The organism is Trichocoleus sp. FACHB-90 (assembly GCF_014695505.1).
GTDB classification, from domain to species: Bacteria; Cyanobacteriota; Cyanobacteriia; order Cyanobacteriales; family FACHB-T130; genus Funiculus; species Funiculus sociatus.
In genome coordinates this window covers 36,471-53,469 of sequence record NZ_JACJOK010000044.1, presented here as the reverse complement: position 1 = coordinate 53,469, position 16,999 = coordinate 36,471, and the positions used below count along the sequence as shown (strand labels likewise).

Sequence of the window (16,999 nt, the reverse complement as noted above, 5' to 3'; positions counted from 1 at the left end):
TCCTAAGAGTCAATCACTTCTTAAAAAGTGTGACTTGACTATCACTGCTACTTGGTACTCTACCCCCACTAGGAAAAACATCTCTATTGCTAGGAGGGAAAGGATCTCTACTACTTGGAGACTGATCTATATTGCTACTTGGCAACACATCAGACTGGAGAAACTGCTTAGCAGTATTGTCCTGTTTTAGGTAAGCATCCCAGAAAGCAATACTCGTACTCTGGAGATAAGTGTGAATATTTTCAATAGTCTCTTGATCTTGAAAGCGCCCACGTCTACCACCCGGCTTATAGTCGTTATAGGATGAGTGGGAGGCACCATCGAACAAGAGGTAATACTTATTACCTGGAGGCATATTATAAAAAGGCTCCATTCTCCAATCGTCGCCTCTTTCATTACGACCACTAACTAACATCACAGGAACGTTGATTTTATCCCAAGAACGCTCATCTAACCCGCCTCTACCAGTTCCCGACGGAGATATTGCTAAAAACGCACGGACACGATTATCTCGGAAACTAACATCCTGTTTCTGAGCCGTGTCTACCAATGCTCCTGCAAGCAACATACTTGTATAGGCACCAAAGGAGTGTCCAGCGACACCAATGCGAGAGCGATCCATTTTCCCTCGCAACTGGGGAACTTTACTTTCCAATGCTTGCATGGAATCTATGATGAAGGATACATCCTGAGGGCGATAGTCTAAAGATTGGGCATCATTCTGAGTATCTCTCAAAAAAGATGAATCATTGTGAGACGGATGGATGGAGATGTATCCCTGACTAGCCCAGAATTCGCCCAAGTATGAGAAGCCCTCCTTAGAGCCGCCTCCCCCATGAGAAAAGATAATTACAGGGAATAGTCCTTGCCCTTGAGGATAGTAAACTTTAACAGGAAGTTGCCGCTTGCGCCGACTGTCGAATAGAGACAGATCGTCTGCGACTCCAACGCTATAGGAACCAAGATTAGGTTTGTACAGAGACTGAGTAGGTATACTCTGATTGCTTGGAGTGAACGTTGGCTCATCAAAAACAGGTCGCTGACGCGGGAAAGGTCGCGAACAAGCAGGTAGGGCAAAGCCTATAGGTAAGGCTATCATCGCAGCTATAACTAAAGTGGAAGTTTTACGCAGTAGCAAGAAGCCGACGATTTTCCTAGTTACTCTGTCCATCACAAAAGCGAATCTCCTGTAATTATGGTAATAAGTTTTGCCAATTACAAAAACCAAGCTAAAAGGGAACTAAAAACTCTTAAAGTTGGTGCAGCGGAGTAGTAATAAGAGGCACTGTAATGCCTGCGGGATAACCCTGAGTTAGATAGATGATGCTTGGCATACATCTTTACCTCAAGACTTATGCCATTATAAGTATGTTCCAACGGAAGCGGTATCGTTTTTTTGTGGATTAAAAACCAATACGGTTCACTTAAAGCTAAAAATCCAAACTCTATGTAGCTTGGCTCCTTGGATGCGAAACCCAACAAAACTCCAGATTTCATCCAACGCGGCTTCGTTTGAGTGAATCTTAGCTGTAACTTCCACTTTACGGATTTCTTACTGCCCCTGATTCTGGCTTCAGATATTTCAGGACTGACAGATTTACATTTTGTCCCTTTTTCGGGAAATATAGAACGTATCTAGAAATGAAATTTTACGATTCCTTTAGGACTGCTATAGATAGTTTGAATATGACAATTGTGAGAGTAGAGAATTTAGTTGCAGTTGGATTTATTCAATAAGCTGAATGAACCCCACTTTTAGTTGAGATAGATGACTTTAGTGAGCAAATTTAACTTCAATTTTTTGCAGTTGTGGCAAAGCTAAACCATAATATCTGTCATATTTCGCCTGAACGCGATCGCTTGCAATTTTCAGGGCTGTACGCGATCGCTCAACAAAACCGTCTAGAGCAGAGTCACTGTTAGGTGTGAAATAGTCTTTGACGACTCAAGAAGGGGAACAGCAAGTTTTCGGATAACCATCAGTCCATTGATGAAAGAGGATTTCAGCCATAGGATGTTATAAGTTGCTGATAGTGGTGCAGGTGCATTCTTGCAGATTTTTCCCAAGAAAGACTCTCTCCATCAAGCAGTCGCTTATGGAAAGCTCAGCTTGACCACCTCCAACAACAACAACGGAATAATGCGTTTTCATTGGCTCACTTCTCGCTTAATTGCTCGAATGTATTGCCAGATTAAGTGCTAGATAAGGAGATGTTTTGTATCTCTAAATACGAAAGGTTTAAGTCTAACGATAGGACTAGGGGTGGCGATCGCGCTGTCTCAAACTTTACTAAGCAGCCATCAGAACACTATCTAAATCGATAGATGATGAATTGTGGGGAGAGCGCGATCGCAGGATGAGGCAATTCAATGAGTAGAAGCCGTATGAAAGATTTTGGCCTCATTCACTCTTGGAGTACATGATCTAGAAAGTCTCAGGACAATCCCCCTTTAAGGGATGCTATGGGGAAAGGTTCTGGATAATTCCTTGCTTGGAGGTTTTAGCCGGAAAAAGTCAGGATAAGGAATGGTTAGCCTGCCTCGTATTAAGGGAATACTATGAATAGCGGTCATTCATAACCGTTATCGATCTCAACGGACATAGCACTCAAACCAGTATGGAACAGATAGGAACTGTCAAGTATCTTCGCAAGGGTGAAGGGCGTAAAGGATTTGGATATATCACTCCTATGTCTCCAATTCCCAACTACGACAAAGACATTGTGTTTTTTGAGGATGACTTAGAAGACATGACTTTTGAGTCATTGAAGAATGGGATGAAATTAGAGTTTTTCTTGGAGCAGCGAGAAAACAAAAAGAGTGGGTTGGAATGGATTGCACGTCAGATACATACAGCAAAAGCTGATGTATCCAGTCCGGTTTCTGCATCTGTTATTAAAAAATCGAGTTTTGTTTCGGCATCTCCAACAGGTTCTAACTCTCCTTCATTCAAGCTACTCCTAGAAAAATTTAGTGATGCTTTTGCACTTGTGGAGCAAATCAAAGGCAGCGACGAGTTTGAGGATGCTGTTTTTGCCCTGTTGCGTTTGCTTGGGATTCATGCTGTATACCAGTACCCTAGAGAAGCTCAGGCAGGACGTGCCGATGGCTTTTTCATTCTAAACAATTTAGCTGTCATGTATGATTGTACCTTGAGAGATTCTTTTGAGGAATACAAGAAGGATCAAATTGAAAATTACGTCAACAAGTTGAGCAATAAATCTCAATTGACCATTGAGACAAGGCGATCTGACGGTGGACGTGGATCGAAAGAGCTTCAGATTCAAGGCAAATCTCGGCAAGTTTGGATCATCACGCGAGGCTTTACTCGTGAAATGCGGGATTACGATGGCATCAAAGTGAAAGAAGTTGCCATCAAGGATTTGGTTGAAATCGCAATGAAGCGCTGTAAGCAACTTAGCTATGATGCTGATAACCTCTCCACTGAGCTTTTTATGTTGGGAGCGTAAGCAAACAGTTGCTTGAGGTGCAGCGAGGGGTTAGGTTTGTGAGCTTTATCGGCAGGCTAACACTTCGCGGCACCAGGCTGCTGCTTCAAGCCTCGGCTAAGTGGCAAAGGTTACACTGAATTAATCCATTGACAATCGCATGATGTAGTGCTTGGCAACAAGTTTGAGCTTTGAGTTTTTTGACAATTTTATTGATGTGAAATTTGACGGTACTCTCGCTGATCATGAGACGATTGGCGATGTCGCGATCGCGCTGTCTAAAACTCTGCCAATTAGCCATCAAACCCCTATCTAAATTGATAGGTTGTGGATTTTTTGATAGGGCGATATTCTATTTTAGGGCAAGTTGAGGTAGGAAACCACCTCCAACTCTTTGAGAAGACTTGAAGAGGTTGTGAGTGAAGGGTTTAGAGGTTAAGGTATTGTCAGTAGGGCGATCGCAGGGTGAGACAATTGAATAAAGTCAAAGACGTAGGGAAGATTTCGATAACTTTCTGAATATGCCTGCAAAACTCTCTGGGCCATACCAACCTTTTCTTCTTCGTATTCTGCATGGCTTTACTGGTCTTTTCGTAATTGCCGCGATTTTGACCGCATTCTGGACATACGACGTCTACGACGGACGATGGGGCAGAATTCCCTTGCCTGAATTAAAGGAAATAGAAGGAATTCATGGCACGTTTGGGCTATATGCCTTACTGGTATTCCCTCTATTTGCTCTATACGCTTTCCATCGTGGACACAAAAGACTTATCCAGCAAGATTTTGTGGCAAAACTTGGAAAGTTTGGTACACCTATATGGTGGTATACGCTGCATCGAGTAATTAACACGCTTGCTATATTGGCACTGACTTTTGCGGTTTTCTCTGGCAAGATGATGGATGAAAAGTGGCTACCTAAGGGAGAGCTTAATCATGATTGGTATTATGCTCACCTCATTTCATGGGTGGTGATGGTTGTCTGCATCGCCTTACATCTGTTAATGAGTGCCAAGGTAGGAGGAATTCCCCTTCTCTTGTCAATATTAAGCTACCAATTTCACCCTAAAGATAGTCCCGCTTTGTGGCGAGAAAATATCCTTCAATGGTGGTATGGTTGGCGACCTACTTTGGCTAAAGAGTGGTTAAAACTGTCCTTCCCCCTGAAAGTTTTAGAGATTATTGTGCTGACGAGCATAACTGCTGCTTGGATTGTTTCACATTTTAAGTAGTCTGGTTAGCCTACTGAATCCAGTCCTTTATGATCGCTTGATGGATTGCCTGATAATAAGTTTGAGCGTTTAACGTTGCACATCTGCTCCGATAGAGAAATGTTATTAAATGTATGGTTACGAGTTGAAGACTGCCAAATCTGCTTTTCTTCCTGGTACTGCAAAGCTGTATCTAACGCGATAAATTGTACAAAGCGTCTGCACAGCCTCTAAAAATTCAGGCTCCATACCATAGTGTAGTGGTTAAAAGTTGCCATAACTCCAGTTACTCTATCTTTAATCGCTAAGGGATATCCAGCAAACCCAGGAATATTATTAACTCTATTGAGGCGTAGAGTTAGACCTAGCTTTGTATCTGAAACTACGGAATTTTGTTTTTTTGATTGCCTACAATTAACCTCATGAACCATACCTGGTTCATGGCCCGATAAAATGTGTCCCTTTGAATAGCCACAATTTCCCCTCGCTCTCCCTTTGTGGGAGAGTGGCAGTTGTTGTGAGGGTATTTATTGTGGGTTGCAAACAAAAGATACCGCTCATAGTAATAACTAAAACACAATTAATTTTTATGTAACTTTTCTAACAGTTTTTCCGAGCAGCGATCGCTAAATATAAGACCACAATACTGTAATCAGCGGGGCAAAGTTATGGTCAGCACTGTGGGCGAGAAGACCGTTGTACTCGGCGCGTGTCCTCACGATTGTCCCGATACCTGTGCGATGCTCATAACAGTGGAGGATGGTCGAGCCACATCAGTAAGTGGCAACCCAGACCATCCTTTTACACGGGGTACTCTCTGTGGCAAAGTCAGCGACTACCTTGACCGAGTTTATAGCCCAGACCGAGTGCTTTACCCGATGCGACGGGTCGGCCCCAAAGGTAGCGGTCAATTCGAGCGTATCAGTTGGGACGCTGCCCTAGACGAGATTACCAGCCGCTTCCAAGAAATTATTGCCCAGTATGGAGCCGAGGCTATACTCCCATGCAGCTATCTGGGTCACGAAGGACTTCTCAACGGTTTGACTGTTGGCGATGCCTTCTTCAACAGGCTAGGTGCTTCCATCAGCGAACGCACCTTCTGCATTTCTGGAACTAGCACCGCTTGGCTGATGACTTATGGTGCAACGCACGGTACTGACCCAGACACCTTTTCCCACTCTAAATACATTATCCTGTGGGGTTGCAATGTACTCTCGACCAACGTGCATTTGTGGCCGTTTATCAAGGAAGCAAGACAAAACGGCGCTAAGTTAGTTGTAATTGACCCAGTTCGTACAAAGACTGCAACGCAAGCAGATTGGCATATTCCGATTCGTCCGGGTACAGATGGTGCCTTTGCGCTAGGGCTGATGCACGTTATCATTAGCGAGAATTTAATTGATGCGGACTATGTAGAAAATTACACCGTCGGCTTTGCGGAACTCAAGGAGAGAGTTAGCGAATTTCCTCCCGAACGAGTTGCTGAAATTACGGGTATTCCAGCTGAAGACATCGTGACTCTGGCTAGGGAATACGCCACAACGCAGCCATCAGTTATTCGTCTGGGAGTTGCGCTGGAGAAGCAAGCCGGAGGCGGTCAGGGAATACGGGCAATTTGCTGTTTGCCTGCGTTAGTAGGTGCGTGGAGACACTTGGGGGGTGGTATGCTACAGGCTCCCATGTGGCCTTTCCCCATTCGCTGGGAAGTGGTACATCGCCCTGAGTTTATCAAATCGGGTACGCGAGTGGTTAATCAGTGGCAGATTGGTCAAACTTTAACTGGAGAACTGAATCCACCCATCAAGGCTTTGTTTGTCTACAACTGCAACCCAGTTACCCAAGCAGCTGAACAGGACAAAATTGTGGCGGGTTTGTCTCGCGAGGATTTGTTTACTGTCGTCAGCGAGCAGTTTATGACAGATACCGCTGATTATGCAGATATTTTGCTGCCTGCGACTACTCAAGTTGAGAATTTGGATTTGATGTTTTCATGGGGACACACTTATGTAACTTTAAATATGCCAGCGATCGCGCCTTTAGGAGAAGCCATCCCAAATATCGAACTTTTCCGGCGCTTGGCAACTCGTATGGGGTTTGAGGAAGAGTGTTTTAAACTTAGCGATGAGCAGATGGTAATGGAGGTCTTGGATTGGTCTGCACCTGCGCTAGAAGGCATTGATATGGATTTGCTAAAAACTAAAGGGTTTGCCAAGTTAAAAATCAACTTGATTCCTCACTCTGCGGGAAACTTTCCCACCCCTTCCGGGAAATGCGAGTTCCTGTCATCTATGGCTGTGGATAGTAACTATGTGTTACCAGCATTTCGCCAAGGCTGTGAAGAATTTCAACCAGGAACGCCAGTAGACCCGTTGCCTACTTACACTCCGCAGCGGGAGTCACCGATTAATAATCTGGCGCTAAAAGAGCGTTATCCTCTAAGTTTGTTGTCAGCTAAACCGCATCAGTTTATTAATTCCTGCTTCGCCAATTTGCCTAAGCACCGCAAACTACAGAGAGAACCAAGGGTAATTGTCCATCCAGTCGATGCAGCTGCTCGTGGTATTGCCGAAGGGCAGTTGGTGAAAGTGTTCAACGACCGGGGAGCATTTCAGGTTCCGGCAAGAGTTAGCGACATTACGCGACCGGGTGTGGTAGTTGCGCCTCTGGGTTACTGGCGCAAGCTTTCTCACGCAGCGAATACTGTAAATGCGGCAACTTCATCTGCTTTTGCTGATTTGGGCCGGGTAGCGGCGGTGGGAGATTCTTTGGTTGAAGTTGTGAGTGTTAACTGAGTTGTTTGACTTGATGGTGTCTTAGTCTATCTGCTTAGGTAGTTCACCCAAGTGCTTCAATCACTGCCTTAGCTACACTAGCACTCGATTGGGGATTCTGACCTGTAATTAGCTTGCCATCTACAACTACATAGTCACTCCACATAGATGCCTTTTCAAACTTAGCTCCGAGTTCCTGTAACCGGGATTCGAGTAAGAAAGGCATCAATTGAGCTAACTTAACTTCCTCTTCTTCTTCGTTGGTAAAACCAGTGACTTTTCGCCCTTTTACAATCGGCGTACCATCTGATTGCGTTGCTTGCACAAATGCAGCAGGCCCATGACAAACCGCCGCTACCACCTTTTGAGCATCGAAAAACTGGCTGACCACCCGACCCACTTCAGGAATGGGTAAGTCGTACATTGTCCCGTGTCCGCCAGGGAAAAAGACTGCATCGTAGTCCTCAACGTTTACGCTATTCAATGGTTCCGTATACTGTAGCGCTTGCAGTGCATCACCATGAGCTTCAGCTGGCTCAGATGTAGACAAGCTACGGGGATCAATTGGTGCCATCCCGCCTAGAGGACTGGCAACTGTGACTGTATATGTGTGTTGACGAAACAATTGAAAGGGAATCGCGAACTCTTCTAACCACAATCCTGTTGGATGGTCGGCATCAATTTGTTTGTGGTTGGTCACAATTATCAGGATGTTTTTCTGGTCGCTCATAAAAGCTGCTCTTGATAGGGAAATCCAGTTGCTGTCAATTCTAAAGCCTTGACCTTCTTCTGGACGTATGCCTGAGGAGTGTTAATTAAAACCAGGTACTGTTTTCTGTCTGGTGCGATGTCCACCACCAGCAAGCTACTGACTGCTAGTTCTCATCTTTGCCTACAAGTGGACAGGGATTTTTAATAGCTCACCCTACATTTTTTAATATCAGTCTGTAACCCATATCACAAATATCGCCTTATTCTGTCACCATAAAGTTGCATTTATCATCACAACTATCAGCCAGTAATTATCACAACTTACCGATTGAAACGATCACACTATTTAGAGGGAGAAACGCGCGATATTAGAGAATAGTAGATTTATAGCTTTTTGTGAGGTTAGCCTGATATTTTCTGAGGTTTTATGAGATTTCTATTTTTCACATCAATTATTTAATCTAATTCTTGTGAAGTAATTTGAGGACAGCTAAAAATCGATGAGTTTTTCTGGTTGCTTTCTTATGAACTAGGCATCAAGATTGTAACAAGGGTTTCCCTCTTAACTACTTGAATGAAAAGAATTACCCAATAGCCTATTTAAAAGATTGACAGCATAAGCGTGTATTTATTTCAAAAGCTACTAATGAAATCAGGGGAAGAGCAATGTTTAGTTTCACAAAGGCAATGATTGGTACTTGCGTTGAACGCCTCCAAGCTGGTTATCGCCAGACTTACGGAAATCTTAAACCCGATTATGTTGACCTGATTAGCTGGGTCGCAAATATGGTGCTGGAAAACATTGCTACTAGCAACGCTTTGTATCACAACGTTGAACACACTATCCTTGTGACTTTAGTAGGACAAGAAATTTTGCAGGGGAAGCACCAAAGTGAAGGGAGTGTTTCCTGTGAAGATTGGTTGCATACAATAATTTCTTTGCTGTGTCATGACATTGGCTATGTTAAGCGTGTCTGTCGTCAAGACCAACTTAATGAGAGGTTGTATGCTAAGGGAATAAAAGGTGAGACAATTTCTTTACCACTCGGTTCCACGGATGCAAGCCTGACTCCTTATCATGTAGACCGGGGGAAATTGTTTGTTGAGGAGTGTTTTTCGGGTCATCCACTGATTAATGTGGAAGTGATTAAGCACAACATTGAGTTGACCCGTTTCCCAGTCCCCCCTGATGAGGAACATCAAGATACTGTTAACTATCCCGGTCTAGTTCGCGCTGCTGATTTAATCGGTCAGCTTTCAGACCCGCAATACTTGCAAAAAATTACAGCACTGTTTTACGAGTTTGAAGAAACTGGTGTCAATAAAAATTTGGGCTATCATCATCCAGAGGACTTGCGTTTAGGTTTCCCAAACTTTTTCTGGAATGTTGTCTATCGTTATATACAACAAGGGGTACGCTACTTGGAGGTAACGCCCTCTGGTAGACAAATCATTACTAACCTAATGAAGAATGTGTCTGTAGTAGAGGATGAAATTCTTGGGAATACTCTCAAAGTACCAGTGGACAAGTCTTATATGAGTTTCCCCAACTTGAAGAAAGTCTCTCATGACACAATTGGGTATGAGGCTAATCAACTAGCAACTAACGAATGGTCGGTTGCTATTAACAAATTAGTTTTCTCAAAAAGCGTGTTTGTGAATGCTAGGTAGAACTTACGCTTTAGTAGGCGCTGTTGTTGAGTTAGAGGATGATAGGATTGAATATTCCCTTATTATTTACTCAAGGCAGTTTTTTAACTGCTGTTGAATTTGGGCTATGTTCAAGTTACGCCCAATAAATACCAGCTGATTGCTTTTCTGAGAAGACCACTTATCAGTTTTCAACTCAATTCGTTTGCCGCACAGTTGAAAGATGTGACGTAAACTGCTTTCCTTAAACCAGAGTAACCCTTTGGCGCGAAAAACATCATCTGGCAATTGGTCAGTTAAAAGGTATTGAAATTTCTCTAAGAGGAAAGGGCGATCGCTCTGAAAAGAAAATGACATGAAACCATCATTTTCTAAGTGGTGGGAATGATCGTGATGATGATCGTGATGGTGATGATGATGAGCGTGACTGGATTCCTGTTTAGCTGCATAAGATTCCGCTTGGGAAAATCCCACATCTAAAATTAGTGGCAGAGGAACTTGTCCGTAGGAGGTTCGTAAAACTCTCGCCCCTACTTTCACTGTGCGGATGTATTCTTCTAATTCCTTGACTTTCTCTTCTGGAACCAAATCTGTTTTATTTAGCAGAATGATGTCACCATAAGAAACTTGATTGAGGGCGGCATCGCTTTCAAAATGCTCTGGTGTAAATGTTTCAACATCCACCAAAGTTAAGATAGAATCAATCCTGGTTAAATCCCGCAAATCTGTACTAATAAAGGTTAAAGCAATTGGTAATGGATCGGCGACTCCGGTTGTTTCAACAATTAAGTAGTCGATGCGATCGCTTCTTTCTATCACCTTGTAAACTGCATCAAGTAATCCATCGTTAATGGTGCAGCAAATACAGCCATTAGTTAATTCCATCATGGTTTCATCAACCGAAATCAACAACTGGCTGTCAATATTAATATCGCCAAACTCATTAACTAAAACTGCCACTTTTAAGTCTTGGCGATTTTGTAAAATATGGTTTAGCAGGGTTGTCTTGCCACTACCCAAAAACCCTGTAATAATTGTTACTGGCATTCCCCGTTTAGGAATATCCAATATTGCGTCTGGTGTTGTTGCTGTGATATTTGTCATTGCTCTTTCTTTGTTAATTGAGCTGATCGGAAATTTGTAATTGATATTCCCAAGCCTTTTTCTGCATGGTTTGGAAAATGTTGTAAAATCCATTGCGTTAGAAGGTGTCGGCTGGAAATTCTTCTAGCCGCTTGGCGTACCAAATTAGTTGCTCATAGCGTCGCTTGGGATCGGCTTGGCGTTGAAAGCGTTCTACAATTCGTGCTAGGGAATTTGGTAATGGGGAAGCGGTGGACGACATGACAGAGGCTTCTGATAATGGTTCTTATCTTACTTAAAAACTAGCCTGGGTAGCTTGGGGTAAAGGCGGAATTCGAGCAAGAATGCCTTTTTTTAGGGCTTCTGGTCGTTCTTGTCGTGGGATAATACCTGTGGCACTGGTAAAGTATTGTTCGCTGAATTTGAGGATTTCTGCTGCACTCTCTAAAGGTGGTAAATCGCCAAACATGATGGTAGCTTTATTAGGAGCAGAAAAGGCAATAGTACACGAGCGATCGCATCCACTTAGACACTCAACTTCTTGAATTGCAAACTCTGATTGTAAAGACCAATTTTCATACAAATCCGATAGCTGAGTCAGCAAATGATCGCCCCCAGTTTGGTTCATGTGTTTTCGTTCGGTTGACGAAAATGAACAGGATTTGCAAACAAATAAAACGTGTTCAGTCATGGGAATAATATTGTTGAAAAACTACACTTGGGGAAATGGGAATTTGAAAAAGGTATAGCCTTTCTCAGCTTGGTGGAATATATCGCGGTTTTGACGTTATCGCCACTTTGGTAGGGACATGGGAATGTCCCCACAGGTGTATCGCACCCAACCCTCGAATTACTATAGACGATGCAGGAACGCGATCGCATACTTGTTGATAATGATTATCATTGTACCACCAAACTGATTTCGGGCAGGGTACTTTACAGTTTCGAGTGCAATAGATTGCTACATTGCCTCTAGCCGTTGACGCAGCTTACTACTGAGGGCATCAATTGCGGTGACGACTACCAACAGCACCAACATCATCGTCGTTGCCTTATTGTATTCAAAGCCACGGATGTAGTTAACTAACTCAAAACCAATGCCACCCGCACCAACGACACCCAACACCGAGGCGGCGCGAATATTATATTCAAACATATACAAGGTATAGCCTAATCCCAAAGGCATTACTTGTGGCAAAATTCCGTATTGGGCAATTTGCAGCCAAGAAGCACCAGCAACTTGCAAAGATTCGATAGAGCGTTGATCGACAGCTTCAATTGCTTCTTGATAAAATTTACCCAAATAGCCCACAGTGTAGATGCCTAATGCTAAAGTTCCGGCTGGTGCGCCTAGTCCGGTTGCGGCTACAAAAAGTAGCCCTAGAACAATTGAGGGAATAGAACGCACGGCATTTTGCAGAAAATTAGCCCAGAATCGTAACCAACCAGGTGCCAAATTTCGGGCGGAGAAAATCGCAACTGGCAAGGAAATAATTGCGCCAATAGTGGTTCCCCACAAAGACATTTGAATTGTCTCAATTAGCCTCTCAATCGCCACATCTAAAACGTCAAAATTGGGAGGCCATAAACGGGTTATAAAATCAGTTACGTAGGGCCAGCTATCCTTAAGGAGTGCTAAATCTACTTTTAAGCCTTGCAACGCCCAAGCATATACCAAAACAATAATAATCAGTATAATTAGGCGATTAACCCAGGTGTAGCGTTTCCAGAAACTCGCAAAGTTTTTCATAAATAAATTTGTTTTTTAACCGCTCTAGGTAGCAAAGGAAAGCGCAAAGGTACGGGAATACCTGTGCGATCGCTTGCGTTTAATTTCTTTATCTTGAAAATTGGGATGGTAAGTTTTCGCAGTCGCCATCATGGACTATACGACCTGTATCAAGGACGATAGCTCGTTGGGCGTAGGCGGCGGCAATGCTCAAATCGTGCAGAACTACTACAATCGTCATCTGGCGATCGCGATGTAACTGGGCGAAAGTTTGCATCACTTGTCGGGAAGCCATGATATCCAACCCGGCGATGGGTTCGTCTGCTAAGAGGATTTGTGGCGATTGGATGAGGGCGCGGGCGATCGCTACCCGTTGTTGCTGTCCGCCGCTGAGTTGACCAGTTTTTTGATAAGCCTGATCCTGCAACCCCAACTGACTCAGGAGTTCTAAAGCTTGACGGCGATCGCGTGGCTTAAATCCCCACAAGCTTTGCCAAGTTGACAACGTTCCCAAACGTCCCACAAGCACGTTTTCCAAGGCGGTGAGTTGCCGAATCAGCCCTCCGCCTTGAAAAATCATGCCTACGTCTCGCCGAATTCTAGGCAAGGTGCGGGGAGTCACTGCTACACCGTTGATGCGAATCTCTCCCCGCTGCACTGGAACTAACCCAACTAGCGATCGCAACAGTGTGGATTTTCCCGCCCCATTGAGTCCTAGCAAAGCGACAAATTCACCCTGGCCAATCTTGCAATTGATCCGGTTTAGAATCGGACGATTCAAAGATACTGCATAGGGCGTTTCTAAGTCTTGGCATTCAATGGTCATTGCAGGATTGCTAATTGCTAATTGCTAATTGCCAGTTGCTAATTGCTAATTGCTATTAACTATTAGCAATTAACAAATTTCTATGGTTCAAATCCAGCACGACTTAGAGCTTCGCGCATTGGTTGTAAATGCTGATTGCCGTTAACTCTAACTAATTCAGTAGAGTTATACAGGTTTTTTAGCAGTTGATTATTCGCTGGCTGATTCAACTTCAGCATGGCGTTGATGATTCTTTCCCGCATGGGGTTTGGTACGTCATCATCAATGGCGACACCGTGAGCAGGTACTCCAGAAATTCCATGAAGAACCCGCAGTTTTTTGGCTTCTTCTGCGGTGATATATGGGGGGAAAAGGGCGTATTCTGAGACTGCTGCTACATCTGCCTGACCTCTCAGAACGGCTTGCAAGGCTCCGCTGTAGTTGTTACCGTATGAGATTTGTCCGAAGAAATTGTTTAAGCGATCGCGATTCGGCACCAATCTCTGTCTTACCATCTCACCGACTGGGAAAATAAACCCAGATCCAGAGGTGGGGGAAGTGAAAGCCATTTTTTTGCCGCGCAGTTGTTCCAGCGTCTGCTTAGCTGTTGCTTGGCTTTTCAGCGGGCTATTAACGGGTACTACAAAAACGGATCTATAAGTGTGTCTTCCAGAATAATTTGGACGCACTTCGGCTAGGTACAATCTAGCATTGGCCAGCTGCTGAGCTTTCAAAGCGGGACGACTGCTCAAAAAGGCAACATCAGCTTTGTTGGCTCTCAAGGCTTCCACAGCAGATGTATCATCAGCAACAAATGCGTCAACTGGCATTCCCAGCTCTCTTGACAAAAACTGTGCTACAGCGTTTGCCTTGTTTTGTAAATCTGCGGTATCTCCTCGTCCAGGGAAAGCAACTGTCAAACGTCTAACACGAGCCTGAGCAATGGGACTTTGCACTTGGTTGTTGGCGGAGTTGTCTGCCAACGCCTGTGGCATTTTTGCAACCGTGTTGATAGCCAAACCTGCCAGTGCTACCGCTACAGCACCTGCACCAAGTAAAATGTTCTTCTTCACAATTATTTTGAACGCTCCGTTGAAAAAAAAGACTATGCCACTGTTTATAGAGAAATAGTGGCAACAAGCACTTAGTAAAGTCTTAAACGTTTGACAGCAAAAGTCAATAACTTTTAGGAAAAAAAGTCAATAAGATTAAATATATTATTATGGTGCGATCGCTAAAAGATACCCACAGTATACGTATCCCACAGATCACCCGCAGGCTAAAGCCTCGATGCTCCAAAAACTAAGCCCGCCTTGGCGGACTTAAAAAAGTAAAAGCCTGGGTCAGGAGGCTTTGTTTATCATGACTTACGCACTTGCCGTGAACTAAAGTTCCGGATCAAAGCTCAAACCCATTGAAATGGGTTGGTTTGAGGTTTTTTAGTCAGTTTCAACTGACTTGGGCTTTTAGCCAGGAAATTTATTTCCTGGTTCCAAGTGCGTAAGTCCTATTTATCTAGCGCCACCCTTTAGGGCCGCACCATTTAAATCACGGCAATACAGTCAATTTCTACCAGCACATCTTTGGGGAGACGGGCTACTTCTACGCAAGCACGGGCGGGAGCTGTTTCGGCATCAAAATATTTACCATAAACTGCATTCATCGCGGCAAAATCATTCATATCTTTGAGAAAAACGGTGGTTTTTACCACATTTTGCCAGGTAGCACCGCCAGCAGTGAGAATAGCTTCAAGATGAGCCATTACCTGTTCTGTTTGTTTAGCTACATCGTCGGTGTAGACAATATCGCCTATTCTGGGGTCGATGGCAATTTGACCAGCGACGAAGATCATTTGACCAGAAGCAGCGATCGCTTGATTATACGGCCCGACTGGTGCTGGTGCGTTTTCTGTACGAATTACTTTGCGAGTCATTGCTATTTGTGTTGGTAACGATGTTTCCTGTTTGCGGGGTTCTGTATCGGAGGCTTCCGGCTTGTAGCGTTCTCCATCAGGCATTATTGCATTGCTAAAGTCCGCATTTTGGATGTTCGCTCCATAAATGTTGGCATTAGTTAAGTCTGCCTTCTTCAAGTTTGCCCTGTCCAGATTTGCCCCGATCAAATTTGCCCCTCGAAGACTTGCTCTCTCTAGATTTGCTCCTCGTAAACAGGTTTTTCTAAGATTCGCCTCTCCCAGGGATGCTCCAGTCAAATCTGCATTAGCGAGATTCACGCCTGACAAATCGAGTTTACTCAGGCTTACTCCCCGGAGTTTAGCTCCCTGGAGATTTGCATTTTGAAAGTTTACATTAGTTAAGTCTGCCTGAGTTAAGTCTGCTCCAGCTAAGTCTGTCCCACTCAGATTTGCATTATTCAACTTTGCACCACTTAAGTCAGCACCGCTAAGGTCTGCCCAACTTAGATTTAGTGAACCACCCTGCACCCGATTCAGCTTTGCACCTGTCAAGGATGCCCTACTAAGATTTGCTTCCCACAGATTAGCCTTGGTTAAAGTTGCCCCACTCAAGTCGGTTCCAGTCAAATTTGCTCGATATAGGTCTATCTCACTCAGGTCTGCTTCTTTGAGATTTACCCCACTCAGTTGTACAGAATGAAATTTTCGTTCTCCATCTGCGTATCTTTCTAGAAGTTCTTCAGCGTCCATTGTTGGTTTAGCAATTATCGCGCCCTTGCATCAGTTTACCGCTTTGTTTCAGTACCGCCTTGGAATTTGTTCCAAGTCTAATAGCCCAAATCACAATAAGCCCTGGCGATTAGAAATCGCGGCTTCACAAACTAAGTCCGCCTGCGCGGACTTAAGACAAATCAAAGGTTTTGAAACCCGCGCAGGCGGGTTTTGTCTCGTATAGACGCGGTTTCAACCGCCCAGTTAATGGCGGGGTGAATTTATTTCGCCAACACACCATTGAGGAAAATATCAGCCAAACCTTCAGCCATTTCCTGCATTGCTTTAGGAGAAGAACTACCTCCCATCAGCGTATCTTGGCTAAAACCTGCAATTGTGAACATTCCTAAGAAAACTTGGGCGACAATTCGGGGATTTGTGCGACGATAAATCCCTTTATCCATTGCTGTTTGAAAAAAAGCTTCAGCAACGTCGGTCATTTTGACAATAACTTCAACTTGGATGCGATCGCGTAACTCTGGATGAAACTGCGCCTCCGTAAAACAAACCCGCAGCATATCTGCATTTTCATGCAAATTCATCATCCGGCGGTGCATCACTTGAGCCACAGCTTTATAGCTGCCCATTTCGCTCAATTCTGTCAACAAATCCGTGAGAATTTCCACCCAGCCTTGGGTCGCCACTTCAATCAAAATGGCTTTTTTAGTCGGAAAATGACGAAACAGCGTACCTTCGGCAACCCCAGCCGCGGCGGCGAGATCGCGAGTCGTTGTCCCCTCATATCCCTGACGGGCAAACAACCGCTGGGCTGCGCTCAAAATCTTGGTGTGCGTATCGTCCTCTGTACGAGCGACTTGCTTGGTCGCCCCTACGGATTTCCGGTTAAAAATTCCCATATTGAGAAGAATTAGATTAATGGATTGCCACTTACACGTTAATGCTA

The 16,999-nt window shown here is 44.1% G+C and carries 15 protein-coding genes and 1 pseudogene; 4 read left to right on the top strand and 12 right to left on the bottom strand.

Features of this window, described 5'->3' with window-relative positions; all coding sequences use genetic code 11:
• Positions 1-13 precede the first annotated feature (13 nt).
• Positions 14-1,171 (bottom strand): alpha/beta fold hydrolase, encoded by a 1,158-nt coding sequence (locus H6F74_RS12830; protein ID WP_190441531.1) that lies wholly within the window; start codon positions 1,169-1,171, stop codon positions 14-16.
• Between the two features lie 1,447 nt (positions 1,172-2,618).
• On the opposite strand from H6F74_RS12830, the gene H6F74_RS12825 reads away from it, so the two are divergent.
• Positions 2,619-3,470: a hypothetical protein gene (locus H6F74_RS12825; RefSeq protein WP_190441528.1), complete on the top strand. Its 852-nt coding sequence runs from the start codon at positions 2,619-2,621 to the stop codon at positions 3,468-3,470.
• A gap of 85 nt (positions 3,471-3,555) precedes the next feature.
• Here H6F74_RS12825 and H6F74_RS12820 read toward each other — a convergent pair whose 3' ends face one another.
• Positions 3,556-3,750, bottom strand: coding sequence for a LuxR C-terminal-related transcriptional regulator (locus H6F74_RS12820; RefSeq protein ID WP_190441526.1), 195 nt, complete (start codon positions 3,748-3,750; stop codon positions 3,556-3,558).
• Between the two features lie 220 nt (positions 3,751-3,970).
• On the opposite strand from H6F74_RS12820, the gene H6F74_RS12815 reads away from it, so the two are divergent.
• Positions 3,971-4,681, top strand: a complete 711-nt coding sequence (locus H6F74_RS12815; RefSeq protein ID WP_190441524.1) for a cytochrome b/b6 domain-containing protein — start codon at positions 3,971-3,973, stop codon at positions 4,679-4,681.
• Between the two features lie 647 nt (positions 4,682-5,328).
• Positions 5,329-7,452 carry a molybdopterin oxidoreductase family protein gene (locus tag H6F74_RS12810; protein ID WP_190441521.1) on the top strand — a complete coding sequence of 708 codons (2,124 nt, stop codon included), beginning with the start codon at positions 5,329-5,331 and terminating at the stop codon, positions 7,450-7,452.
• Between the two features lie 43 nt (positions 7,453-7,495).
• Here H6F74_RS12810 and H6F74_RS12805 read toward each other — a convergent pair whose 3' ends face one another.
• Both H6F74_RS12805 and H6F74_RS12800 read right to left on the bottom strand, forming a co-directional pair.
• Positions 7,496-8,161 (bottom strand): type 1 glutamine amidotransferase domain-containing protein, encoded by a 666-nt coding sequence (locus tag H6F74_RS12805; RefSeq protein WP_190441519.1) that lies wholly within the window; start codon positions 8,159-8,161, stop codon positions 7,496-7,498.
• The gene (locus tag H6F74_RS12800) at positions 8,158-8,295 is read right to left on the bottom strand and encodes a hypothetical protein (RefSeq protein ID WP_190441517.1); all 138 of its coding nucleotides are present in this window, start codon (positions 8,293-8,295) and stop codon (positions 8,158-8,160) included. Before H6F74_RS12800 ends, H6F74_RS12805 begins: the two co-directional genes overlap by 4 nt.
• Positions 8,296-8,808: 513 nt before the next feature.
• Here H6F74_RS12800 and H6F74_RS12795 point away from each other — a divergent pair.
• The gene (locus H6F74_RS12795) at positions 8,809-9,813 is read left to right on the top strand and encodes an Npun_R2479 family HD domain-containing metalloprotein (protein WP_242022053.1); all 1,005 of its coding nucleotides are present in this window, start codon (positions 8,809-8,811) and stop codon (positions 9,811-9,813) included.
• Between the two features lie 66 nt (positions 9,814-9,879).
• Here the strand turns inward: H6F74_RS12795 and H6F74_RS12790 are convergent, their stop codons facing one another.
• The 8 genes and pseudogenes from H6F74_RS12790 to H6F74_RS12755 all read right to left on the bottom strand — a co-directional run bounded on the left by H6F74_RS12790 (position 9,880) and on the right by H6F74_RS12755 (position 16,952).
• The gene (locus tag H6F74_RS12790) at positions 9,880-10,896 is read right to left on the bottom strand and encodes a GTP-binding protein (protein ID WP_190441515.1); all 1,017 of its coding nucleotides are present in this window, start codon (positions 10,894-10,896) and stop codon (positions 9,880-9,882) included.
• 13 nt (positions 10,897-10,909) lie between these two features.
• A pseudogene (locus H6F74_RS31025) lies at positions 10,910-11,137 on the bottom strand (hypothetical protein).
• A 33-nt stretch (positions 11,138-11,170) separates the two neighbouring features.
• Positions 11,171-11,566, bottom strand: a complete 396-nt coding sequence (locus tag H6F74_RS12780) for a DUF1636 domain-containing protein (RefSeq protein WP_190441513.1) — start codon at positions 11,564-11,566, stop codon at positions 11,171-11,173.
• A 270-nt stretch (positions 11,567-11,836) separates the two neighbouring features.
• Positions 11,837-12,625 (bottom strand): phosphonate ABC transporter, permease protein PhnE, encoded by a 789-nt coding sequence (phnE, locus tag H6F74_RS12775; RefSeq protein ID WP_190441511.1) that lies wholly within the window; start codon positions 12,623-12,625, stop codon positions 11,837-11,839.
• A gap of 88 nt (positions 12,626-12,713) precedes the next feature.
• The gene (locus H6F74_RS12770) at positions 12,714-13,430 is read right to left on the bottom strand and encodes a phosphonate ABC transporter ATP-binding protein (protein ID WP_190441509.1); all 717 of its coding nucleotides are present in this window, start codon (positions 13,428-13,430) and stop codon (positions 12,714-12,716) included.
• Positions 13,431-13,510: 80 nt separating this feature from the next.
• Positions 13,511-14,488, bottom strand: a complete 978-nt coding sequence (locus tag H6F74_RS12765; RefSeq protein ID WP_190441618.1) for a phosphate/phosphite/phosphonate ABC transporter substrate-binding protein — start codon at positions 14,486-14,488, stop codon at positions 13,511-13,513.
• Positions 14,489-14,952: 464 nt separating this feature from the next.
• Positions 14,953-16,074, bottom strand: coding sequence for a Rid family detoxifying hydrolase (locus H6F74_RS31020; protein WP_190441507.1), 1,122 nt, complete (start codon positions 16,072-16,074; stop codon positions 14,953-14,955).
• Between the two features lie 242 nt (positions 16,075-16,316).
• Positions 16,317-16,952, bottom strand: coding sequence for a TetR/AcrR family transcriptional regulator (locus H6F74_RS12755; protein WP_190441615.1), 636 nt, complete (start codon positions 16,950-16,952; stop codon positions 16,317-16,319).
• Positions 16,953-16,999 lie beyond the last annotated feature (47 nt).